This window comes from Bacillus sp. AC266, assembly GCF_979253805.1.
Genome location: NZ_CEEDEC010000002.1, coordinates 134659 through 156162, shown reverse-complemented (window position 1 = coordinate 156162; position 21504 = coordinate 134659). Strand labels below are relative to the sequence as shown.

Sequence of the window (21504 nt, the reverse complement as noted above, 5' to 3'; positions counted from 1 at the left end):
GCTGCAAATGATAAGGATTTTCTTATCAGCGAAGCTCTATACAGTAACACATTATTCCCTATAGTATATTCACCTGTATAAAAAACGTTTTCATACATTCTATTTTTGTAGTTTTATTTCAGTAATCGATTTATACTTCGGCGTTTCCTTAACGTGAGATTCATACAAAGTAATCGTATCTGCTTGAAATAATGTTACAGGTAACTCTTTTACATTTGTCAGATCAAACACTTTTTCTCCTACCCATTTACGCGCAACAGTAATATGTGGATGATAAGGACGTGTATCTAGAGAGAAGCCATTTTCTTCACAAATTGTATGCACTTGCTTTTGTAAACTAAACAAATCTTGATTATCACTTATCCCCGCCCAAAATATACGCGGCTGGTCCACCTGTCCGAATGTAGAAAGTCCTTGTAACGTGAACGATAATTCCGTTTTTTCTGTAAGTGTTTGTAATCCATTCTTTATTCCTTCTAACTGTTCCTCTGTCGCACTTCCTAAAAATGAAAGGGTAATATGATAGTCTTCTTCATATACCCACGAGCGAAATGGTAATTCACCCTTCATTTCCTCTTTATAATTAGAAAGAATTTCTTTTATATGACGTGGTAAAGTTACTGCGACAAAATAATGCGGCACCATCTACATCGTCTCCTTTATGTTATTGTTGCTTTTCTTCCTTATCTCATTCAGCTAAAAAGAATCCGCCCTCTAAAGTAGAGAGCGGTCATTATTTAAATATCTTTTATTTCGCTAATTCATGAATTGCCTGAGCATAAATCGCTGTCGCTTTTAATAAATCTTCAATTTCAATGTACTCATCTTTTTGATGCGCAAGTTCTTCTTTTCCTGGGAATAACGGGCCAAATGCAACGCCAGCTTTCAATGAACGAGCATAAGTACCACCGCCAATTGCTAACAATTCAGCTTTTTCACCAGTTTGTTCTTCATATACACGTTGTAAAGTACGAATTAACGTATGATCTTTGTCAACGTGATGCGGGCGAGAGTTAGAATAATCCGCTACTTCAAATCCATGAGTACCAACATATTCTTTTAACTTTGCAATCGTTTCTTCAAAGTTAGTTGTAACTGGATAGCGTACATTTAATCCTAAATTACCACCGTTTTCTTGCGAGTAAGACAGGCGACCAACATTCACTGTTAACGGCCCGCTAATATCGTCTTTATAAGAAATACCAGCTTTTTCTCCCATAATATCACCTGTAAATGTTTCTGTTACAAACGAGGCAAATGAAGCCCCTTTTCCATCAAGAGAAACTTTCGTTAAGAAGTTTACCAATAATAAACCTGCATTTTCTCCCTTTTCCGGAGTAGATCCGTGAGCTGAAATCCCTTTGATTTGCAACGTCACCGTCTTTCCTTCTACAATTGCTTTACCTATTTTTTTAGCAGTTTGTAAATACTCTTCATATGCTACTGTAAGTGTATTTACATCTTCTCCTGTAATAACTGCTTCTGCAAAATCAGGAACCATATTTAAACGACGACCTGACTCAAATGAAATAAGCTTAAATGTGCCTTCTTTCTCTTCGCCACCACTTTGCACAACTTGTATGTCAGAAATTCCTTTTTCCGCATTAATAATCGGAAAATCTGCATCCGGCGCAAAACCGATTGTTGGCATTTCTTCATTTTTAAAATAATGATCTACACACTTCCAATTACTTTCCTCATCTGTTCCTAAAATCATACGAACACGTTTTGAAAGAGGTAAGCCTAATTCTTTAACGATTTTCATCGCATAATAAGCTGCCATCGTCGGCCCTTTATCATCAATTGCACCGCGTGCAAAAATCTTCCCGTCGCGAATATCCGCACTATACGCAGGAGTTGTCCAGCCATCTCCTTCTGGTACAACATCAACGTGACAAAGAATACCTACTAATTCTTCTCCTTGTCCCATTTCAAGATGACCTGCATATCCTTCTAAATTTTTAGAACAGAAACCTTCTGCTTCTCCTTTATGTAACATGAAAGATAAGGCTTTTTCTACACCTTCACCAAATGGTGCGCCCTCTTTCGCAGATTCTTCTTCCCATACACTTTTAATTTGTAAAAATTTTTGTGTATCACGAATTAAATCATCTTTTCGTTTTGTAACTTCTTCTGTCCAATTAATCGTCGACATCACGCATCCATCCTTCACTATATTGTCTCTTTCATCATAGCAAACGAAAATCTCTTATGCCATACATGAAAAACTAATAACGGACAATTGTAATATTTCAGATATTTCTTATTAGTTTTTCTTTTATTTTTTCAAAAAAATTTGCAGGAATTTGGCGTTTTACGTAGAAATTTATGAGTTAGTTGACTGACCAGACATACAATGTCAACTACCAATATTTTTCTATATGAATATTTGTTAAACTTTTGTAAAATTTAAGTAAGTTAAAGCATGAATTTTATCATGTAGAGTACAATGGTAGTAACGACCTTCTTTCCTGAATGGGGTCAAAAAAACTAGTAGAGGAGCGGTTTTCTCTTGAAACCTACAACTACTCGTATGCTAACACGCATTAAATCGATTTATATGTACATCAATGAAAACGGTACGGTAACAACGAAAGACCTTGTAGATGAGTTCGGGATCACACCGCGAACAATACAACGTGATCTAAATGTGTTGCAGTTTAATGAACTCGTGTATAGCCCTTGCCGCGGCAAGTGGACAACGACAGGAAAGAAAGTGAGAATGACCTCATAATAAAAAATAATTGTATGTAAATAAATACATACCCCTTTCTAACTCATTAGAAAGGGGTCTTTTCTATGCTCTGAAATTGGCGTTACTTTTCGTTATCTACTTGATACGTCTTTAACATTTCTACTTCTTCATCTGTTAATTCACGATATTGCCCAAGTTCTAACTCTTCATCTAACATTAAAGGTCCCATCTCTGTTCTCTTTAAATAAACTACTTTTTTCCCTACCGCTTCAAACATACGCTTCACTTGATGGAATTTTCCTTCTGTAATAACGAGTTCAATCTCAGAAATATCATCACTTTTTAAAATTGTAAGTTCGCCTGGCTTCGTTTCATAGCCATCTTCTAAAATAACACCTTTAGCGAATTCTATTACATCCTCTTCCGTTACAACACCTGAAATGTGTGCATAATATTTTTTCGGCACATGCTTTTTCGGAGATAATAGTTGATGCGTTAACTTCCCATCATTTGTGATTAATAAGAAACCTTCTGTATCAATATCGAGCCTTCCAACAGGGAATGGATCGAAAATCGCATCTTCTAATTCTAATAAATCTATTACTGTTTCGTGGTTATCATCTTCTGTCGCTGAAATAACACCTTGTGGTTTATGCATCATTAAATAAACAAACTCTTTATATTCCACAACTTCACCGTGAATCATAACCTCTTGCTCTTCTACATTCACATGAAACTTCGCATCTTTCACTGGCGTTCCATCAATCTTCACAACGCCGTCTTTCAGTAATTTCTTTACTTCTTTTCTACTTCCGTGTCCCATATTCGCTAATAATTTATCTAATCTCATGTTCTTCACCTTCTTTATTTATCATAGAAAAGGGGACGTATTTACGCCCCTTTTGATTTCAACTTTATTTTGAATCTACTACCAAGTTTACGCTGGATTTTCTCTAAAGCTTCTCCGCCAAATACTCTTTCCAGTACTCCTGTGCGAATCGCTAACAATCCGTAAACAAGACCACCAATACCTGCACAAATCGCAACTGTAATAAGAGCACCAATACGGCCATCAGGCGAAATCATGAAGGATAGAAGCCATTGTGATAGTTTTACAGCAATAACCATTACAAGTGTTAAGACTGCAATTTGGAATGTTCTCTTATATACAACACCAAATGAATAGTGTGCGTGTTTTTTAATTTGTCTATTCGTATACCATACGGAAGCTAAGAAGCCGACTGCAGTAGCCAAAATCGCCCCAACTGTACCGAAATAACGAATAAAGATTACGTTACATGCAAATTTCAAAATAACACCCATCACAAGCGCAATAACCGCATGTTTCTGCTGGTTAATCCCTTGCAGAATTGCTGCTGTTACTGTGAATAAAGCGAATAACAATGCAACTGGCGCATACCACATTAATACTTGTCCACCTAGTGGGTCTGAATCGTAGAAAGCAGTGTAAATCGGATATGCAAGTGTAGAAATACCGACAACTGCTGGCAATGTTAAAAACATATTCGCCTGGAATGTTTGTGTAATTTGTAATTTCAAATAACGGTATTGCTTTTCAGTAAACGACTTTGTAATCGCTGGCACGAGCGTTAAACTAAACGCTGTTGCAAGTGATACTGGAATCATAATTAATTTATGCGTCCACATCGTGAAAATACCGAGTGCTCGCTCTGCGATATCTCCTTGACCAATCGCCTGCATAATAGAGTTAAATGTCAATGTATCAATTTGTTGATATAAAGGAATTGTTAATCCAATTACAACGTAAGGGATTGCATATGCAAACAACTCTTTAAACAATTGAGCGGTACTTACCGTCGATTCTGGTACAGTTTGCTCAATTAAATATTGATCCAAATATTTTTTACGTTTTAACCAGTACCAAATTAATACGCCAAGTGCTCCAACTGCTGAAACGAACGCAGCGAATGTCGCAACCCCAACTGCCGTTGCTACTGTACCGCCAAGTACTTTAATAACGATGAAACTACCCGCTAATAAAAAGACGATACGAATAATTTGCTCAATAATTTGTGAAACCGTAGTCGGTCCCATCGATTGGTGGCCTTGGAAATAACCACGAATCAAACTTGCTGCCGGCACAACAATAAGCGCAAAACTTACGAGGCGAATAATCGTCGTAACTTCTTCTACCTTATTTTGTAAACTTTGTTTACCAAGCATTGCTTCTGCAAATAATGGTGCGGTCATGTACAGTACTAAGAAGGAAAGAACTCCTGTTACTATCATCATAACCATTCCCGAGCGGAACATTCTCCGGCTCGTTTTATAATCTCCAAGTGCATTATATTTGGAAACAAACTTAGAAACAGCAAGCGGCACTCCTGCCGTTGCGATACTTAAAAATATCGTATATGGAATGTATCCATATGTATAGAGCGTTCCGCCTTCTGTGCCTACTAATGCATGAAACGGAAAAACGTAAATCATGCCTAAGAACTTTACTAAAAATGTCCCTAACGTCACAATAAGCGTTCCGCGCAGAAATTTTGAATCGGACATACGAAAATCCTCCTACATCTACATAAAGTGAAACTATAATTAGTGGGAGACTCCCCTCCTACTAATCATTCGAGCATTTACGGACCTTTTTAACTCCCTCTTTACTTCTCCAAAATCTTAAGGTAGTAGTCTTATTGCCCATAAATAGCACGATAATGCTGAACTCTAACTTTTGTATTGTACCACAATTCTCCTCTTAAGCAGTACTTCACTCTATTTTTCTTTTAAGGGAAAACATGCTATTCTTTTAGGCAGGAAATGTAGAAAATGAGGTCGATATATTATGCATTATGATGTTATTGTCATCGGCGGCGGTCCTTCAGGGCTAATGGCTGCAATCGGTGCTGCTGAAGAAGGCGCAAGCGTCTTACTTCTTGATAAAGGAAATAAACTAGGACGTAAACTTGCGATTTCTGGTGGTGGTCGTTGTAACGTAACGAACCGTCTACCACTTGATGAAATCGTTAAACATATACCTGGAAATGGTCGCTTCTTATACAGTGCTTTTTCTATTTTCAGTAATGAAGATATTATTACATTCTTCGAAAATCTCGGTGTACAACTGAAAGAAGAGGACCATGGCCGCATGTTCCCAGTATCAAATAAAGCGCAATCTGTTGTAGATGCACTGTTAACACGATTAAAAGACTTAGGTGTGAAAATACGTACGAATACGCCTGTCGAAACGATTGAGTATGAAAACGGTCAAACGAAGGCTGTTATTCTGCAAACAGGTGAAGTGTTAGAAACGAATCACGTCGTTATCGCTGTTGGCGGAAAATCTGTTCCTCAAACTGGTTCTACTGGAGACGGATACGCTTGGGCTGAAAAAGCTGGGCATACAATTACAGAACTTTTCCCAACAGAAGTACCAATTCTTTCAAACGAACCGTTTATTCGTAACCGCACATTACAAGGTCTTGCTTTACGAGATGTAAACTTAAGTGTATTAAACCCGAAAGGAAAAGTTATCATTTCTCATAAAATGGACATGCTTTTCACTCACTTCGGCCTATCTGGTCCTGCTGCTCTTCGCTGTAGCCAATTCGTTGTGAAAGCGATGAAAAAGTTTAAAACGAACACAGTGCACATGAGTATCGATGCATTGCCAGAAGAAAATAGTGAGCAACTGTTCCAGCGCATGCTGAAACAAATGAAAGAAGATCCGAAAAAAGGAATTAAAAACGTTTTAAAAGGCTATGTTCCTGAACGTTACTTCCTATTCTTATTAGAAAAAAATGAAATTGACGGTAGCGAACAAGCTGGACAAGTTTCTCATGAGAAGATTCGCGCACTTGTGAAAGACTTTAAAGAATTTACCGTCCATGTAAATGGTACGCAGTCAATTGAAAAAGCATTCGTTACTGGCGGAGGGGTATCCGTTAAAGAAATTAACCCGAAAGAAATGGCTTCGAAATTCACGAATGGTTTATACTTCTGCGGAGAAGTTCTTGATATTCACGGTTATACTGGCGGCTATAACATTACATCTGCCCTTGTTACTGGCCGAATTGCCGGAACAACAGCAGGACAAAATGCGAAAATGCAATACTAAAAAAAGAAACAGGGACTCCTGTTTCTTTTTTTAGTATGTTGAAATAGCAAAGCAGTACACGAAATTATATTGGCGATACTTTAAATATATCGACCGTTTCTTCAAAAATATCCCTTCCTCCTAACTTCCCATTGCTTTTTTGTTGCTTTATATACCTTAGTACCTTTATATTTTATATTGTTGAATATTCGAAAAAGGGTAAGGGGAAAACAAATGAGAAAAAAAGTCATGATGTCTTTAATGCTAATGACGTTTCTTTCTGCGGTAGAAGGAACGATTGTTAGTACAGCGATCCCTCGTATAACGAGTGATTTGTCAGGTGTCGAACTTGTTAGTTGGGTATATGCAATCTATATGCTTGCAACAGCTGTTTCGACTCCAATATACGGAAAGCTAGCTGATTTATTCGGCCGTAAAAAAGTTCTGCTCATCGGAGCAACAATCTTCTTAATCGGTTCTGCACTTTGCGGAGTCGTTACATCAATGGAACAATTAATCTTCTTCCGTGCTCTTCAAGGTATAGGGGCTGGTGCTGTTATGCCGATCACAATGACGATTATTGGAGATCTATATAGCGAAGCTAAAGACCGCGCGAAAGCACAAGGCTGGATGAGTGCCGTTTGGGGTGTATCTGGTGTTATTGGGCCGTTAGTAGGTGGATTTTTAGTTGATTCTCTTTCTTGGCGTTATATTTTCTTCTTAAACGTTCCTTTTGGAATTATCGCTTGCTTAATGTTTGCCACTTCTTATAAGGAATCTGTTAAGTCCGCCGCTAAGCAACATATCGACTATCTTGGTGCGACAGTTTTCTCATTAAGTACAATTGCTTTACTATACGCATTATTAACAGGTAGCAGTAAGCAAAACTGGGGAGACATTTCAATTATCGGCCTATTAATCTTTGCCGCTGTTTCATTCATTATTTTCTTATACATCGAGAAAAAGTCTCCGGAGCCATTAATTCCGCTAGCACTTTTCTCTAACCGTACATTATCTACAATAAACATACTAACACTTATTGCTGGCGCAATGATTATTAGTATTACAGTGTATCTTCCAATTTGGAGCCAAGGTGTTTTAGGAAAAAATGCGACAGAGGCTGGACTCATTTTAATGCCGATTCCTGTTATGTGGACATTCGGTGCTATGTTCTCCGGTAACTTAGTTGGCAAGTTACAAACGAAACAAATTATTTTACTTGGAGCTAGCATTTTATCAGTTGCTACTTTCTTATTATTTACATTATCAACAGATTCACCATCATTCCTTATTTATGTTGCAGTCGGATTATTCGGCTTAGGAATGGGGCTTGTTACACCAATTTACATGGTAACAATTCAAGCAGCTGTACCGGCCCATACGCGCGGAACGGCAGTTGGTTTAAATACATTTATTAATACATTTAGTCAAACACTAGGAGCTGCAATCTTCGGAACGATCTTCAATACGATGATTCATGCACGTGGCATTAAAAACCTTGATCTTGTTTCTTCTGGCGGACATGGAGGGGCTACAGCAAACGTAGTAACCGAGTCACAATCCGCATTAGCATCAAGTGTACACGTCATTTATATGAGCACTTTCGTATTAGCGGTATTCACATTAATTATCGCTTGGATCCTATTAAAGCCAGCTAAACAAACAAGTGAACAATAAAAAGAGGATGACCATTTTGGTCATCCTTTTTGCATAAAATCTACTCTTCATTCTCCACAATATGTTTAAGCACGGACAATTTATTATCCCAAAATCGTTCATAGTACGAGAGCCACTGCTGTAATTCCTCTAATGGTTCTGGATGCAAACGATATATCTTCTCTCTTCCGCTCTTTCTTCCACTCACTAAATTCGCTTCTGAAAGAATATGAAGGTGCTTTACAACTGCAGTACGGCTCATCGGAAAATGATCCGTTATTTTTGAAATTGGTAACTCTTTATCACTTAATAACCGTAACACTTCTCGGCGGGTTGGATCAGCAATTGCTTGAAATACATCATATTTCGCTGCTGACGAGGACACTTAACCTTCGACAACCTTTTTCAGTTTTTCATTTACAATCGCTATCCAGCCACCATTCATTCTATCGCGAATAATAGAGCTCTTCGCATTCGCTTTCGGAAGGATTTCATCAGGATGTTTCCAGCCGCCGTGAATTAACGTAAATTCTGTTTTATTATCTCCTAGGTCTTTCAAATTAAATGAAACAACCCAGCCATCTGTGTCCCATGAGAAAGATAAATAATTCGGCTCATCAATCTCTAACACTTTACATGGTGATGGTCCGAAAGGTGATTGCACATGAAACTCATGTCCTACCGCCAATTCGAAATCATTTGGCATAAACCATGACGCAATTCCTTCTGCAGTCGATACTACCTTCCATACTTTTTGAATAGGCGCGTTAAAAACGATTGTTTGTTTAATATCATTTAATATATTTTGTTGTTCCATTTTATATCTCCTTTATTCGGCATTAAAATATAACACCTTTTAGTTTCACATTAACAATATAACACCTTTTGGTTACATGTCAAGAAAGACTCTTTTTCACTGTTGAGAAATTCTCAACATTTTTTCAACAGGACAAACACCCTCTCACCATTCCTTCATAATATACTCACAAAGGCAATGAAAAATAGAAAATTCCCTCAATATGAAACTCTATCACTCCTATTGAGAGAAGCGCCTAACTTATCTCATCTGTACTTCGTCTCCCCTCCTTCCCTCGGGGACAATACGCGAGATATGTAAAAATCAGAAGGAGTATGCCCGCCATTTGGGTAGGTAGTTATTTCTCTTCTCCTCAACATTTCTTTAGGAGCGAAATGACTACCGACCCACTTTTTTAAACAAAAATAAAAAGGAGATGAAAGCTATGTTCTATTGCATTAACTGTTCTGAAATTCACCATGAAAAACACCCGAATGATAAAGTTTTTAAAAACGGTTTTTATATTGATCCATTTTTAGGTGATCGTTATCACCTTGGTATGTGTACAGATGCCCAAAACCATGAAACAGGGGCGCCTCTTTTAGCGACAAAGAAATTAGGCACAACTCAATCTATTATGAACGTATTACCGACACATGTTGTCCCAACATAAAACATAAAAAAGAGCTGGCTCACCCAGCTCTTTTTTATGCTTTATAAACGATCATTGCTGAAAAACAATAAATTTGATTTTCATCATCGTTAATTGAAACACCAACTTGATACTTTATATCTACAAAATTTCCATCATCAATTTTTTTCAAAAATACATTTACAGCGTCTTCTAAGTCTTTTTCATGACTTTCATCAAACACTTTCACACGAATCATGTTAACACCATCCTAGATCGCAGCCCTCCGCCGCTTGTTTATTGCCACGGTGCGTATCTATGATGCGATAAAACTTTCCATCTTCATATATATATCCGTCTTCTAACACATATTGTTTATCTTCAGTATAGACATAAAACTTACCTATCATAAACTTACTCGTATATAATTCCAAATAATCTTGCCTAAATTTGGCTACAACTTTATTTGTAATATCAATTCTAATTGTGCGCCCCACCTTCTCTCCCTCCCTTGCAAAGAACGGATTTAGGTATATTGTATTAGCGATTTTATATTTTATGCTTAAAAATAAGTGGATATGCCCTCTTTCTGCGCCTGTACTATTTTTCTAAAAAAATTCCCCCTATTTATTCAACTTATAAGAGCAAAAAAACAAACAAAAAAACGACTTTTATATATTGACTACAGTATATCAGATGTGATATTATATAAAATTTGACATTTTTACCCTAGTATGTTATCATTAAAAGTGGTTACCACATATGGAGGTGGATGATTTGTTTCAAATAGGTGATAAAATCGTTTATCCAATGCACGGTGCAGGTATCATCGAAGCAATTGAAGAGAAAGAAATATTAGGCACTACGCGTCAATATTGTGTTATACGTATCATTAGTAAAGATATGCAAGTAATGCTTCCAATGAATCAATTACAAAAATCCGGTATACGTTACATCGTCGATAAAGGTACGTTAGATGGTATACTTCTTGAATTTCATCATGGGGAATCAGACCCCTCACTCTCTTGGAAACAAAGATATACAATGAATATGGAAAAAATGAAAAACGGCAAACTTCAAGCTAGTGCAGAAGTTGTTCGTGATTTACTTCGTCGCAATAAAGAAAGAGCATTAAATGCGAGCGAAAAACAAATGCTAGATAATGCGCGTAAAATGGTTATTAGTGAAGTTGCACTTGTACAGAATGTTTCAGAACATCAAGCAACAGAATTTCTTCAAGATACAATCAATCATTAATTTTAAAAATAGCCGACCGCTATTTTTTTTGCTTAAAAAAGGCCAAAGAGTTAAATCTCTTTGGCCTTTCATATTACCCACGCCCCGCTTGAAACGATGGGTATAAAGTCATTCCACCATCTGCAAATAACGTAATTCCGGTTACGTAACTTGCCTCTGCTGAAGCGAGCCACGTTGCTACTGCTGCGATTTCTTCAGGTTTTCCAATATACCCCATTGGAATCATACTTTCTACGTCGTCACGTTTTTTCGGGTCAGCAAATTTTTCAGCATTAATTGGCGTATTAATTGCACCAGGCCCAATATTATTTACCCGAATACCTTTTGGTGCATATTCTAACGCTAACGTTTCTGTCATAAGCTTAATCCCCCCCTTACTAGCCGCATAATGCACAAATAATGGCCACGGGATTTTCTCATGAACACTAGACATATTAATAACCGAACCTTTAATATCGTGTTCCACAAAATATTTAATCGCTTCACGACTTCCTAAAAAAGCACCTGTTAAATTTGTATGAATTACTTTATTCCAATCCTCTAACGGCATTTCATGCGACGGTACCGCATTTTCTATCCCTGCATTATTAATCATAACGTCGAGCGTACCAAATTCTTTCACAGCAGATTGAATGAGATTCACAACATCTGCCTCGACCGTCACATCACCTTTTACAGCAATTGCTTCCCCGCCTACCTTTTTTATTTCTTCTAATACATCGTTCGCTTCTGACTCTCTTGAGCGATAGTTAATAACAACTTTCGCCTTCTCTTTAGCAAATCTTACTCCCATGGCTCTTCCAAGACCAGTTGCTGATCCTGTAATAACGACGACTTTCCCTTCTAAATCACTATACATTTTAATACCTCCTTAACTTTTCGCAATCCCCAGCATAATTCCAGCTGCAATGATAAAAACGATACCAATAACAATCCCAATTAATTGACGCTTCGTTTTCCTTTCACCTAATATAAAAATCCCGCCAAGCGTCGAAATAATAATTCCCATTTGTGAAAGGGAAAAACTTGTTGCGACCCCAACTCTTGGCTGCGAAATGAATAAAAACATATTTCCAGCTGCCCAAATCAATCCTGGAAGAATATTTCGAATCGCATATTTATTGAATGGATGATGTTTAAATGTGAGTAAAATCCCGCCTAATACCATACCGACCGCTTGTGGTAATAAAGCCGACCAACCGTTCACGTTAAATAACCGGATAACTACTACGTAAACTAAATAACCGACTGTTGAAATTAATAAAATAATAATTCCTTTTTTAAAATTTCCTGCTTGCTCTGCATTCTTCTCTTCTTTACTTTGAAGCGATGTTAAAATAACCCCGATAATAATACAAACGAGCGCCAAAACTCCAAGAACGACCGATATCGTCGTTGACCATTCATGAAACACGATAACCCCAAATAATGTTGTCGCGACTAATTGAAGCCCTGTTGAAATCGGCATCGTCCTAGAAACACCCATTAAATCAATACTTTTTAATTGATTCGCTTGACCAAGTGCCCAAAATAAGCCAGATACAATTCCAACTCCAATAACGGTCGGAGTTAATACCGGCTTCATAAAAATATAAACAACAATTGAGAAGATAAGTGCACCGAACGTTGTACCGAGCGTTTGACTATACGGTCCCCCACCCAGTTTCACGTTAAATAGCACAATACTCCCCCAAAATATAGCTGGTAAAATCGCTAAAAGTATATCCATCGCTCATTACCTTTCTCTACAAAATGTCATAGGTTATCGCTCTAAATCATTAGAGTGAGCTTTTATTTTTTCGTTTTTTCGTGCACAAATCTTTTCTACAATAGCACCAGAAACATTCTTTTCTCGCTCCACTTTCTTTATCTTTATGTGATCTAAATTGTCTTCCAAAGTAAGTGTAACTTTATCATTCGGCGGATTATGTGCCCCTTGAAATGTAAGAAATTGTATCGTAACTTCAAACCTAGGAACAAACTCATCTTTCTTGCCTAGACGCTTTATATTTGTAACTGAGTCACATTCATATTGATCTTCTGTCACTTGCCTTATAACCGAGTAATATCGATTCAGTAACGCACTTTCTAAAAGCTGTTCCGTCGATTCTTTTGCCAAAGAATTGCTTGGAGAAAAGAAAAAAACAGAATATATCATTGCAATCATTACACATATCTTTTTCATAACTTCCTCCTTTTCCTATAAGATAGTGTTCTCCAAAATGCCATAAAAAAACGACTTTCCCTATTTAGGAAAGTCGTTTTTCATAGCATAAATCCAATATTAACCACCACTCACTGGTGGTATTAGTGCAACTACATCACCAGTGTGTATCGTGTCATCTTCATTTGCGTACTCTTCATTAATCGCAACCATAATTGGCGCTGAAACTGGTACATTATATTCTTTCGCAACAATATCTTTTAACTCTGCAACAGTAATATCTTCTTTCTCTATTTGTAATTCACTCGTTCCTGCTTCTTCTTGCAAGTTCGCAAATAACAATACTCGAATCATATTTATAACTCCTTCCCAGGCTCTCCTGCTGGATATGGTGTTTTTTCTAATTGGTCACCAATCCATGAGTCACCATCTTCCCAAAACTCCTTTTTCCAAATTGGAACAATTTGCTTAATACGCTCCATAATATATTCATTCGCTTCATAAGCCTCTTTGCGATGAGGCGTTGATACAGCAACAACAACCGCTATATCAGAAATTTGCAGCTTGCCGATGCGATGCGTAATCGCAACATGTGTACCGGGCCACTTCTCCTTCACTTCTGACCCAATTTTCTGTAGCATCTTTTCTGCCATCGTCTTATAAGCTACATACTCTAAGTATAGTGTACGACGCCCTTTCGTAAACTCCCTAACTGTCCCGATAAATGTTGTAACAGCACCACATTCACGGCGAACTACTTTCTTTGTCACCTCTTCAATCGAGATTTCTGTATCAATTACTTCATAATACGTATTTATCATTTTGCACCCCTAGCTGTTTGTAAAAACCAGTCTATATACAATTTTTCTTCTGTTATATGAAATACTTTATATTCTTCTCGTACATTTGACGAAGCATCATACCACGTAATAACTGCCGCTATATTTTCTACTTTATGTAAAAGTTCAGCGTCTTCCGCAGAACGAAGTAACACTACTTTCGGATAGTTCTCAGCTTTATAGCCCTCTATTAAAATCGTATCTACTTCAAAAAATTCGTACAAGCGGATAATTTCTTGCAAGGACCATTCATCTCGCAAAGAGGACAAAGATAGTAATCCAGCACCTTCTACACTACTTACTACAGCACCAGCTTTTCGGTGTCTTTCACTATCTTTTTGCGCTACTTCAGGAAAGCCCCCGTGACCATGATGTTTAATTGTAGCAACCTTCATTTCTCTTTCAGCTAATGCATGTACCATCTTCTCTACAAGTGTTGTTTTTCCGCTATTTTGATACCCTACTATTTGTAAGATTGAAGAGGCTTTGCCCACGGCCAATCACTTCCCTCAGAGCATTCTAACAATAATACAGATACTTTCATTCCTACTTCAAATCCTCTCGTCCCTCCAGGCAGCACGATAAAAGCATTTGCATCCGCAAGTGAAGAGACTGCACTCGATTTATCTAAACCGACTGGCATCGCTTGTAGTGCCCCATTAACAATACTCGCTTTTGCTCTTACAAAACGAGTAAACGGATTTGGTTTCGGGAAATCTTTTTGTAAAATAGCATCAGTTCTATATACGTGAGGCTCCTTCACATGCAAATACGTTTTCATAATTGGATGCACAAATAATTCGAAACCTACATAACAAGCTGATGGATTACCTGATAAACCAAAGAGTAGCTTTCCATCAACTTCAGCTACTGTCGTTACACTCCCCGGTCTCATCGCTATTTTATTAAAGAGTACATTCGCCTGTAACCTTTCATAAATAGCTGGCAAATAGTCGTAATCCCCTACTGAAACACCGCCCGTTGTAATTAAAATATCAACCTCATCCATCGCTGATTTAACAGCTGTAAAACATGCATCTAACTCATCGGCAAGTTGCCCATAGTAACGCACTTTCCCGCCAGCTTTCATAATTTGAGCGGCAATCATGTAAGAGTTACTATTTCTAATTTTCCCTGGCTCTAACGCCTCATGCACTTCTAGTAATTCACTTCCTGTCGTTACAATACCGACAACAGGCTGTTTTACAACTTTCACAGTGCTATATCCAAACGTCGCTAATAATGCGGCAACACCTGGATTGATTACAACACCTTTCTTAACGAGGACTTGATTTTGTTTTATATCTTCTCCTTTAAATGACACATTGTCACCGTTTTGGAAAGGACGTTTTAACTTCATATATGTACTTTCGTTCCTCTCGAATCCTTCCGTCAGTTCTAGCATTACGACTGCATTGCAATCTTCTGGAATAGCTGCTCCTGTCATAATACGAACCGCCTGAAAAGCCCCTACTTCTTCTGTAAAAACAGATCCTGCTCCGATTTCCCCTATTACTTCAAATTCAATCGGCTGCTCTTGACTCGCTTCCTTCGTGTCTTCTGCTCGAATTGCGAAACCATCGTAAGGAGAACGATCAAAGTGAGGAACGTCGTGATCTGAGACAACATCCTCTCCAAGAATCCTACCATAACTTTCTGTAATAGAAACTTCTTCTACTTCACCATGCTTAGCATATTTCATAACCCGCTCTACAGCCTCAGCAACTTGAATCGGGATTCGTTTTTCTACCATTGTTTCTCACCTCATATTTGCAAAATATCTAATCTCGATTACACTTTATATATTAAATCGCAATTACTTCAAGGAGGAATTCCATGTCTTCATTCACACATTTCAACGACCAAGGGCGCGCTAAAATGGTTGATATAAGTGACAAAAAAATAACCGTTCGAACAGCAATAGCATGCTCTAGCATTCTCGTTACAAAAGAAATTTTTGATAAAATCTCACGCAACGAAATTGGTAAAGGTGACGTATTAGCCGTCGCACAAATCGCAGGTATTATGGCTGCAAAACGTACTTCTGATATTATCCCAATGTGCCATCCTTTATTATTAAAAGGTGTTGATGTCTCTTTCGATTGGAAACAGTCAGAAGAACAATATCGGCTACTTATTGAAGTAAAAGTTAAAACAGAAGGTAGTACCGGCGTTGAGATGGAAGCTTTAACAGCTGCTTCCGCTACCGCTCTTACTGTATATGACATGTGTAAAGCCGTTGATAAGGGTATGATTATTGGCGAAACGTACTTACTTGAAAAAACGGGCGGAAAAAATGGAGATTATATTAGAAATTCTTAATCCTACCTTTTCCATTTGAACCTAAAGGATTCCCCTTTAGGTTCAACCTATATATCTTGCATATAGTCGTTTCGCAACATTCATATCATTCGTACCATGAATAAACGCCCTGCCATCTGTAAATAAAACAAAACGATATTCTTCCACTGGAAATGATAATAAGTACGGCGTTGCTTTTACATCCACACTTTTTTGTAAGCGCTTTTTAATTTCCTCTAAATTAAAACCCTGACGCACACCTGGACGGATTTGAACTGTATTTCGCCCACATAATACTTCTGTTTTCGTTTGTGCTTCAAATGTTAAACTCGGATATGTACGTAACTTTCCACAGGATAAACATGTATCCTTTTTCTGCCTATTCACTTTAAATGCCATCTGTTGATTATTCCAAAGATCAAATGATAGCATCGTTTCACGAAGTGCCTCAAAATCTTCTACTAATATTTTCAAGGCTTCCGTTATTTGATGTGCAACTACTAATTGCACTGCTGGCTGTATAATACCGGCCGTATCACATGTCGCTCCGCTCGCCGGATGTTCCATTAAACATCGAAAACACGGCGTTTTTCCTGGCAAGATTGTATAAGTTACTCCGTAACTTCCAACACATCCTCCGTATATCCACGGAACGTTATACATCTGCGATATATCATTAATAAGAAGGCGCGTTTCAAAATTATCTGTCGCATCTAATATTAAATCTACACCTTTAATTAACTCTTCCATTTCTTGCACCGTTACATCAGTCACAACCGGTACAATTTCTACTTCGGAATTAATTGCCTTTAAATGTTCTGCTGCCGCTATTGCTTTCGGTTTATAATGCTTTGCATCTTCTTCTGTATATAATTGTTGCCTTTGTAAATTACTCCATTCTACATAATCACGATCCGCAATTGTTATTTTTCCAACACCTGCTCTAACAATTGCTTCTGCATTCGCTGCTCCGAGTGCACCAGCACCGATAACGAGCACATGCTTCCCTCTTATTTTCCGTTGCCCTTCTTCCCCAACACCAGAAAATAACATTTGTCTTGAATATCGCTCTTGCATACGACATCCCCCTTTCTTATCCTCCTATATAAGACATTTCAATTTTCGGACGATTTTTCGCACTTTCTTCTGTCCGTTCATCTGAATATCGATCTTTTCTATTCTCCCATACATATTGTATAGCTTTTAATAACTCATTATCCGAAAGGTTCTCCCTCAGAAGTTTCCTTAAATCCATTCCTTCTGTTGCAAACAAGCAAGTATAAAACTTTCCATCTGCCGAAATTCTTGCTCTCGTACAAGAAGAACAAAATGACTCAGAAACGGAGGTAATAAAACCAACCTCTACATTCGTTCCAACGTATCGATACCGCTTCGCAACCTCACCAAAATAATGAGCTTCAGCTGGCTCAATTGGATACACCCCATGAATCATATCAATTAATTCTCGTTTCGTAATAACTTGATCAAAATTCCATCCATTCGTACTGCCAACATCCATAAACTCAATAAATCTAAGCGTGATTCCTTGTTCTTTAAAATACGTAGCAACCGGAAGTACTTGATGATCATTCATTCCTTTTTTCACAACCATATTTACTTTCACTTCAAGGCCTGCTTCTTTCGCTGCCATAATTCCTTTTAACACTGGCTTCGTATTCATATTCCGGCCATTAATTGCGCGGAACACATTATCATCTATCGCATCCAAACTAACATTTACTCGGTGTAACCCAGCTTCTTTTAACGCCTTCGCTTGCTTCGTTAAATGAATCGCATTTGTCGTTAATCCTATATCTACTAAACCGTCAATTTTCACGAGACGTTCGATAAGTTTTGTTAAGTCCTTACGGAGCAAGGGTTCGCCACCAGTAAGTCTAATTTTCCGTACACCGATGCTAACAAATACTTTTGCTAATCGCTCTATTTCATCAAATGTCAGTAAAAACTCATCTTTCAAAAAAGCATAATCAGGACCAAACACTTCCGCTGGCATACAATACGTACACCGTAAATTACAACGATCAATGACAGAGATGCGTAAATCTTGAAGTGGGCGTCCGAAAAAATCTTTAACCTTCTCCTGCATCGCCACTCTCCCTTTCTGCCAAATTTATACCTCTCTTCATTCTATTATAATATATTTTTGAACCGCGATGTTTTTGCTCAAGTGAATAAAGTGAAACTTTAATCAGTGGGGGTTTTGTCCATCCCCACTGATTATTAGCCCACAAATAGAGGGATAAAAAACCTTGAAACATAAAAGTTCCAAGGTTTTTTTGCTTATTAACTTAATCTAATAATAGTTAGAGTAGCTCCTGGCGTTGTCGTAGATAATGTAGCCACTGCAAGTAATCCAAATAACTGTAAACTAATAGCAGAGCCCGCAGCTAAATTACTAATAATTGTCGCATTAAATGAACCTGTAGCCACTGCCGGTGAATTTATTGTTCCTGCTAGCGGACTTCCATTTACAGTTATACGCGAACTTACAAGTAAAGCTGCCGTTATATTAATTGTGTAGGCTATATAATAATTACCTGCATTTGTAACGGTAAACACAGTATTTCCACCACTAACTGTTATTCCCGGTCCAATATTTTGATTGTTCGGTAATGGTATATTCGTACCCCCTAACAACACGGAAATAGCACTTCCTGAAGTATTATTTGCAAAGGAATACGTTGCAGTTGTACTAACTCCAGTCACCCCGGTCGCTCCAGTGGCTCCTGTTGCTCCCGTTGGACCTTGAATTCCTTGTGGGCCTTGCGCTCCTGTTGGACCCGTGTCCCCGGTTGGGCCTTGTGGACCTTGTAAACCTTGCACACCTTGCACACCTTGCGGACCAGTTGGACCTATTTCTCCTTGCACACCTTGTATTCCGGTTGGGCCTTGTGGACCAGTCGGACCTTGCACTCCTTGTATCCCTTGAATGCCCTGTGGGCCTTGTGCTCCGGTTGCACCTGTTGCCCCTTGTATCCCTTGTGGGCCTTGACCTCCTTGGATTCCTTGAGGACCAGTTGGACCTTGGATTCCTTGCGGGCCTTGAATTCCTTGCGGCCCTTGATCTCCCGTTGCTCCAGTTATACCTTGGATCCCTTGTGGACCTTGAACACCTTGCGGACCGGTTGGGCCTATGTCTCCTTGTACTCCTTGTACTCCTTGTATTCCTTGTGGACCCTGCAGCCCCGTTGCTCCGGTTGCACCAGTTACTCCAGTTGCTCCCGTATCTCCTACTCCTCCCGTTACACCTGTCGCTCCTGTCGGACCAGGTGGTCCACCTGATGGACCTGTCACTCCCGTCGGACCTGATGGACCTGTTGGGCCAGTCGGTCCGGCTGGTCCACCTGTTGGACCAGTTACACCTGTTGGACCTGTTACTCCAGTTACTCCAGTTGCTCCTGTAGTTCCTTCCCCTGTCACCCCTGTTGTACCCGTATCTCCAGTTACTCCTGTCGGACCTTGGATTCCTTGAATTCCTTGTGGGCCTTGCACTCCTTGCGCACCCGTCGGTCCTTGAATTCCTTGGATACCTTGAACTCCCTGTGGACCCATTGGACCTGTTGGACCTATATCCCCTTGAGTACCTTGCACTCCTTGCGGGCCCTCTGGACCTGTTGCTCCTATATTCCCTTGAACACCTTGAACTCCAGTTGCTCCTTGTGCTCCGGTTGCTCCTGTTATACCTTGAATCCCTTGTATTCCCTGAATTCCTTGTGGACCTTCTGGACCTGTTACTCCTATTGGTCCTTGAATTCCTTGGATTCCTTGTGGGCCCTCTGGACCTGTTGCTCCAGCTGGCCCTGGCACTCCTTGTATTCCTTGCGGACCCTGAAGTCCTTCTGGGCCTTCTGGGCCTGTTGGTCCTATATCACCCATTGGCCCTTGAATTCCTTGGACTCCTTGTGAGCCTGTGTCCCCGGTTGGACCAGGTACCCCTTGTATTCCTTGTGGGCCTTGATCTCCTGTTGCTCCTGTTATACCTTGAGGTCCTATGGCCCCTTGTATACCTTGCGGACCTTGATCTCCAGTTGCCCCCGTTATCCCTTGAATTCCCTGAACCCCTTGGATTCCTTGTTCACCAGTTACTCCTGTCGGACCTGGAATACCTTGAATACCTTGCGGACCTTCTGGACCCGTTGGTCCAATTGGCCCTTGAACCCCTTGTATTCCTTGCAGGCCCTGTGCTCCTGTTTCTCCTGTACTTCCAGTCGGACCTGTATTTCCAGTCACTCCCGCACTTCCAGTTACTCCAGTATTTCCAGTCGCTCCCGTCGCACCTGTACTTCCACTCGGTCCACCTCCTGGCCCTGTCGCACCTGTTGCTCCAGTCGGACCTGGAGGTCCTCCAGATGGGCCAGTTATCCCTGTTGGACCTGTTATTCCAGTCGGACCACTAATCCCCTGACCAGTCGCTCCTGTTGCTCCCGTATTTCCACTCGGTCCTTGTGGGCCTTGTATCCCTTGAGCTCCTTGTATTCCTTGTGAACCTGTTGCACCCGGTACCCCTTGCACTCCTTGAATTCCTTGAGGTCCCTCTGGCCCGGTAGCTCCAATCGGCCCCTGTAATCCCTGTATCCCCTGTATACCTTGTGCCCCAGTCGCTCCGGTCGGACCAATTGGACCTTGTAACCCTTGCACTCCTTGAGGTCCTGTCGCTCCAGTTTCTCCCTGTGGTCCCCTTAATCCTTGTGGTCCCTGCTGTCCTTCTGGTCCTGTTGCACCCATTTGTCCAGCTGGTCCTTGAATCCCTTGCACTCCTTGAGGTCCTGTCGGGCCCATCTCCCCCATCGGACCTTGAAATCCCCTTGGTCCTTGTGGGCCAGTCGGGCCTTGTGGACCGGTTGGACCAGTAATCCCAATGCCAGTAAATCCCGTTGGAACGGGAGGAAAAGTAGGTCCAATAAGATTCGGTGAAATTCTGAAATTAGAGTTTAATGAATTTTGTCTATCGCGCTCTTTCACACTTTCACCACCTACACACCATCTTTTTTACTTTAAACAAACCTCTTCTTCTTAATATGTATTTACAAAAACAATCTCAAAGACTATTTTTATTCTAAATAATA

At 39.5% G+C, this 21504-nt stretch carries 24 protein-coding genes; 6 read left to right on the top strand and 18 right to left on the bottom strand.

Features of this window, described 5'->3' with window-relative positions:
• Positions 1-99: 99 nt before the first annotated feature.
• Together thpR and pepV are read right to left on the bottom strand one after the other, a co-directional pair.
• On the bottom strand, positions 100-645 hold the full coding sequence (gene thpR, locus AC0IXC_RS08280) for an RNA 2',3'-cyclic phosphodiesterase (protein WP_471652820.1): 546 nt from the start codon (positions 643-645) through the stop codon (positions 100-102).
• A gap of 103 nt (positions 646-748) precedes the next feature.
• Positions 749-2155: a dipeptidase PepV gene (gene pepV / locus AC0IXC_RS08275; protein WP_002034386.1), complete on the bottom strand. Its 1407-nt coding sequence runs from the start codon at positions 2153-2155 to the stop codon at positions 749-751.
• Between the two features lie 357 nt (positions 2156-2512).
• On the opposite strand from pepV, the gene AC0IXC_RS08270 reads away from it, so the two are divergent.
• The gene (locus tag AC0IXC_RS08270; RefSeq protein ID WP_000805512.1) at positions 2513-2734 is read left to right on the top strand and encodes a DeoR family transcriptional regulator; all 222 of its coding nucleotides are present in this window, start codon (positions 2513-2515) and stop codon (positions 2732-2734) included.
• 82 nt (positions 2735-2816) lie between these two features.
• Here the strand turns inward: AC0IXC_RS08270 and AC0IXC_RS08265 are convergent, their stop codons facing one another.
• Positions 2817-3545, bottom strand: a complete 729-nt coding sequence (locus AC0IXC_RS08265) for a pseudouridine synthase (protein ID WP_002034388.1) — start codon at positions 3543-3545, stop codon at positions 2817-2819.
• 41 nt (positions 3546-3586) lie between these two features.
• Positions 3587-5239: a putative polysaccharide biosynthesis protein gene (locus tag AC0IXC_RS08260; RefSeq protein ID WP_429684990.1), complete on the bottom strand. Its 1653-nt coding sequence runs from the start codon at positions 5237-5239 to the stop codon at positions 3587-3589.
• A 283-nt stretch (positions 5240-5522) separates the two neighbouring features.
• On the opposite strand from AC0IXC_RS08260, the gene AC0IXC_RS08255 reads away from it, so the two are divergent.
• Together AC0IXC_RS08255 and AC0IXC_RS08250 are read left to right on the top strand one after the other, a co-directional pair.
• Positions 5523-6794: a BaiN/RdsA family NAD(P)/FAD-dependent oxidoreductase gene (locus AC0IXC_RS08255; protein WP_471652819.1), complete on the top strand. Its 1272-nt coding sequence runs from the start codon at positions 5523-5525 to the stop codon at positions 6792-6794.
• 213 nt (positions 6795-7007) lie between these two features.
• Complete coding sequence (locus AC0IXC_RS08250) at positions 7008-8450, top strand: MDR family MFS transporter (protein WP_078173965.1); 1443 nt, start codon at positions 7008-7010, stop codon at positions 8448-8450.
• 40 nt (positions 8451-8490) lie between these two features.
• Here the strand turns inward: AC0IXC_RS08250 and AC0IXC_RS08245 are convergent, their stop codons facing one another.
• Both AC0IXC_RS08245 and AC0IXC_RS08240 read right to left on the bottom strand, forming a co-directional pair.
• Entirely contained in the window at positions 8491-8814 is a 324-nt protein-coding gene (locus AC0IXC_RS08245; RefSeq protein WP_002015665.1) for an ArsR/SmtB family transcription factor, read from the bottom strand.
• The gene (locus tag AC0IXC_RS08240; RefSeq protein ID WP_353825534.1) at positions 8815-9246 is read right to left on the bottom strand and encodes an SRPBCC family protein; all 432 of its coding nucleotides are present in this window, start codon (positions 9244-9246) and stop codon (positions 8815-8817) included. It abuts the gene before it with no gap.
• 424 nt (positions 9247-9670) lie between these two features.
• Here AC0IXC_RS08240 and AC0IXC_RS08235 point away from each other — a divergent pair, with 424 nt between their 5' ends.
• A complete protein-coding gene (locus AC0IXC_RS08235) occupies positions 9671-9898 on the top strand; it encodes a DUF3973 domain-containing protein (RefSeq protein WP_002129470.1) in 228 nt (75 codons plus the stop codon).
• A 34-nt stretch (positions 9899-9932) separates the two neighbouring features.
• Here AC0IXC_RS08235 and AC0IXC_RS08230 read toward each other — a convergent pair whose 3' ends face one another.
• Both AC0IXC_RS08230 and AC0IXC_RS08225 read right to left on the bottom strand, forming a co-directional pair.
• Positions 9933-10115, bottom strand: coding sequence for a sporulation protein Cse60 (locus tag AC0IXC_RS08230; protein WP_000621746.1), 183 nt, complete (start codon positions 10113-10115; stop codon positions 9933-9935).
• A gap of 1 nt (position 10116) precedes the next feature.
• A complete protein-coding gene (locus AC0IXC_RS08225; protein WP_002089059.1) occupies positions 10117-10353 on the bottom strand; it encodes a DUF2553 family protein in 237 nt (78 codons plus the stop codon).
• A 265-nt stretch (positions 10354-10618) separates the two neighbouring features.
• Here AC0IXC_RS08225 and AC0IXC_RS08220 point away from each other — a divergent pair, with 265 nt between their 5' ends.
• Positions 10619-11113 carry a CarD family transcriptional regulator gene (locus AC0IXC_RS08220; protein WP_088032244.1) on the top strand — a complete coding sequence of 165 codons (495 nt, stop codon included), beginning with the start codon at positions 10619-10621 and terminating at the stop codon, positions 11111-11113.
• Positions 11114-11186: 73 nt separating this feature from the next.
• Here AC0IXC_RS08220 and AC0IXC_RS08215 read toward each other — a convergent pair whose 3' ends face one another.
• The 7 genes from AC0IXC_RS08215 to AC0IXC_RS08185 all read right to left on the bottom strand — a co-directional run bounded on the left by AC0IXC_RS08215 (position 11187) and on the right by AC0IXC_RS08185 (position 15869).
• Positions 11187-11972: a glucose 1-dehydrogenase gene (locus AC0IXC_RS08215; RefSeq protein WP_002015659.1), complete on the bottom strand. Its 786-nt coding sequence runs from the start codon at positions 11970-11972 to the stop codon at positions 11187-11189.
• A 12-nt stretch (positions 11973-11984) separates the two neighbouring features.
• The gene (gene glcU, locus AC0IXC_RS08210; protein WP_002015656.1) at positions 11985-12842 is read right to left on the bottom strand and encodes a glucose uptake protein GlcU; all 858 of its coding nucleotides are present in this window, start codon (positions 12840-12842) and stop codon (positions 11985-11987) included.
• Positions 12843-12875: 33 nt separating this feature from the next.
• The gene (locus tag AC0IXC_RS08205) at positions 12876-13298 is read right to left on the bottom strand and encodes a DUF3888 domain-containing protein (RefSeq protein WP_471652818.1); all 423 of its coding nucleotides are present in this window, start codon (positions 13296-13298) and stop codon (positions 12876-12878) included.
• A gap of 99 nt (positions 13299-13397) precedes the next feature.
• Positions 13398-13631, bottom strand: a complete 234-nt coding sequence (moaD, locus tag AC0IXC_RS08200; protein WP_002015653.1) for a molybdopterin converting factor subunit 1 — start codon at positions 13629-13631, stop codon at positions 13398-13400.
• A gap of 2 nt (positions 13632-13633) precedes the next feature.
• Positions 13634-14098: a molybdopterin synthase catalytic subunit MoaE gene (gene moaE / locus AC0IXC_RS08195; protein WP_471652816.1), complete on the bottom strand. Its 465-nt coding sequence runs from the start codon at positions 14096-14098 to the stop codon at positions 13634-13636.
• Positions 14095-14616, bottom strand: coding sequence for a molybdopterin-guanine dinucleotide biosynthesis protein B (mobB, locus tag AC0IXC_RS08190; protein WP_002143449.1), 522 nt, complete (start codon positions 14614-14616; stop codon positions 14095-14097). The genes moaE and mobB overlap by 4 nt, the downstream gene beginning before the upstream one ends.
• Complete coding sequence (locus AC0IXC_RS08185; RefSeq protein ID WP_060750862.1) at positions 14580-15869, bottom strand: molybdopterin molybdotransferase MoeA; 1290 nt, start codon at positions 15867-15869, stop codon at positions 14580-14582. The genes mobB and AC0IXC_RS08185 overlap by 37 nt, the downstream gene beginning before the upstream one ends.
• An 83-nt stretch (positions 15870-15952) precedes the next feature.
• Here AC0IXC_RS08185 and moaC point away from each other — a divergent pair, with 83 nt between their 5' ends.
• On the top strand, positions 15953-16438 hold the full coding sequence (gene moaC, locus AC0IXC_RS08180; protein ID WP_002129484.1) for a cyclic pyranopterin monophosphate synthase MoaC: 486 nt from the start codon (positions 15953-15955) through the stop codon (positions 16436-16438).
• Positions 16439-16480: 42 nt separating this feature from the next.
• On the opposite strand, the gene AC0IXC_RS08175 is transcribed toward moaC, so the two are convergent.
• The 3 genes from AC0IXC_RS08175 to AC0IXC_RS08165 form a co-directional block, all read right to left on the bottom strand.
• A complete protein-coding gene (locus tag AC0IXC_RS08175; protein ID WP_002067678.1) occupies positions 16481-17494 on the bottom strand; it encodes a molybdopterin-synthase adenylyltransferase MoeB in 1014 nt (337 codons plus the stop codon).
• A gap of 16 nt (positions 17495-17510) precedes the next feature.
• Positions 17511-18524 (bottom strand): GTP 3',8-cyclase MoaA, encoded by a 1014-nt coding sequence (gene moaA, locus AC0IXC_RS08170; protein WP_002138702.1) that lies wholly within the window; start codon positions 18522-18524, stop codon positions 17511-17513.
• A 197-nt stretch (positions 18525-18721) separates the two neighbouring features.
• Positions 18722-21400, bottom strand: a complete 2679-nt coding sequence (locus AC0IXC_RS08165; RefSeq protein WP_471652815.1) for a BclA-related collagen-like exosporium protein — start codon at positions 21398-21400, stop codon at positions 18722-18724.
• Positions 21401-21504: the final 104 nt, after the last annotated feature.

Bases quoted from the DNA above. Each gene is read 5' to 3' on its own strand.
- thpR (WP_471652820.1), bottom strand. From the start codon at position 645: ATGGTGCCGCATTATTTTGTCGCAGTAACTTTACCACGTCATATAAAA.
- pepV (WP_002034386.1), bottom strand. From the start codon at position 2,155: ATGTCGACGATTAATTGGACAGAAGAAGTTACAAAACGAAAAGATGAT.
- AC0IXC_RS08265 (WP_002034388.1), bottom strand. From the start codon at position 3,545: ATGAGATTAGATAAATTATTAGCGAATATGGGACACGGAAGTAGAAAA.
- AC0IXC_RS08260 (WP_429684990.1), bottom strand. From the start codon at position 5,239: ATGTCCGATTCAAAATTTCTGCGCGGAACGCTTATTGTGACGTTAGGG.
- AC0IXC_RS08255 (WP_471652819.1), top strand. From the start codon at position 5,523: ATGCATTATGATGTTATTGTCATCGGCGGCGGTCCTTCAGGGCTAATG.
- AC0IXC_RS08250 (WP_078173965.1), top strand. From the start codon at position 7,008: ATGAGAAAAAAAGTCATGATGTCTTTAATGCTAATGACGTTTCTTTCT.
- AC0IXC_RS08240 (WP_353825534.1), bottom strand. From the start codon at position 9,246: ATGGAACAACAAAATATATTAAATGATATTAAACAAACAATCGTTTTT.
- AC0IXC_RS08235 (WP_002129470.1), top strand. From the start codon at position 9,671: ATGTTCTATTGCATTAACTGTTCTGAAATTCACCATGAAAAACACCCG.
- AC0IXC_RS08230 (WP_000621746.1), bottom strand. From the start codon at position 10,115: ATGATTCGTGTGAAAGTGTTTGATGAAAGTCATGAAAAAGACTTAGAA.
- AC0IXC_RS08220 (WP_088032244.1), top strand. From the start codon at position 10,619: ATGGAGGTGGATGATTTGTTTCAAATAGGTGATAAAATCGTTTATCCA.
- AC0IXC_RS08215 (WP_002015659.1), bottom strand. From the start codon at position 11,972: ATGTATAGTGATTTAGAAGGGAAAGTCGTCGTTATTACAGGATCAGCA.
- glcU (WP_002015656.1), bottom strand. From the start codon at position 12,842: ATGGATATACTTTTAGCGATTTTACCAGCTATATTTTGGGGGAGTATT.
- AC0IXC_RS08205 (WP_471652818.1), bottom strand. From the start codon at position 13,298: ATGAAAAAGATATGTGTAATGATTGCAATGATATATTCTGTTTTTTTC.
- moaD (WP_002015653.1), bottom strand. From the start codon at position 13,631: ATGATTCGAGTATTGTTATTTGCGAACTTGCAAGAAGAAGCAGGAACG.
- moaE (WP_471652816.1), bottom strand. From the start codon at position 14,098: ATGATAAATACGTATTATGAAGTAATTGATACAGAAATCTCGATTGAA.
- AC0IXC_RS08185 (WP_060750862.1), bottom strand. From the start codon at position 15,869: ATGGTAGAAAAACGAATCCCGATTCAAGTTGCTGAGGCTGTAGAGCGG.
- moaC (WP_002129484.1), top strand. From the start codon at position 15,953: ATGTCTTCATTCACACATTTCAACGACCAAGGGCGCGCTAAAATGGTT.
- AC0IXC_RS08175 (WP_002067678.1), bottom strand. From the start codon at position 17,494: ATGCAAGAGCGATATTCAAGACAAATGTTATTTTCTGGTGTTGGGGAA.
- moaA (WP_002138702.1), bottom strand. From the start codon at position 18,524: ATGCAGGAGAAGGTTAAAGATTTTTTCGGACGCCCACTTCAAGATTTA.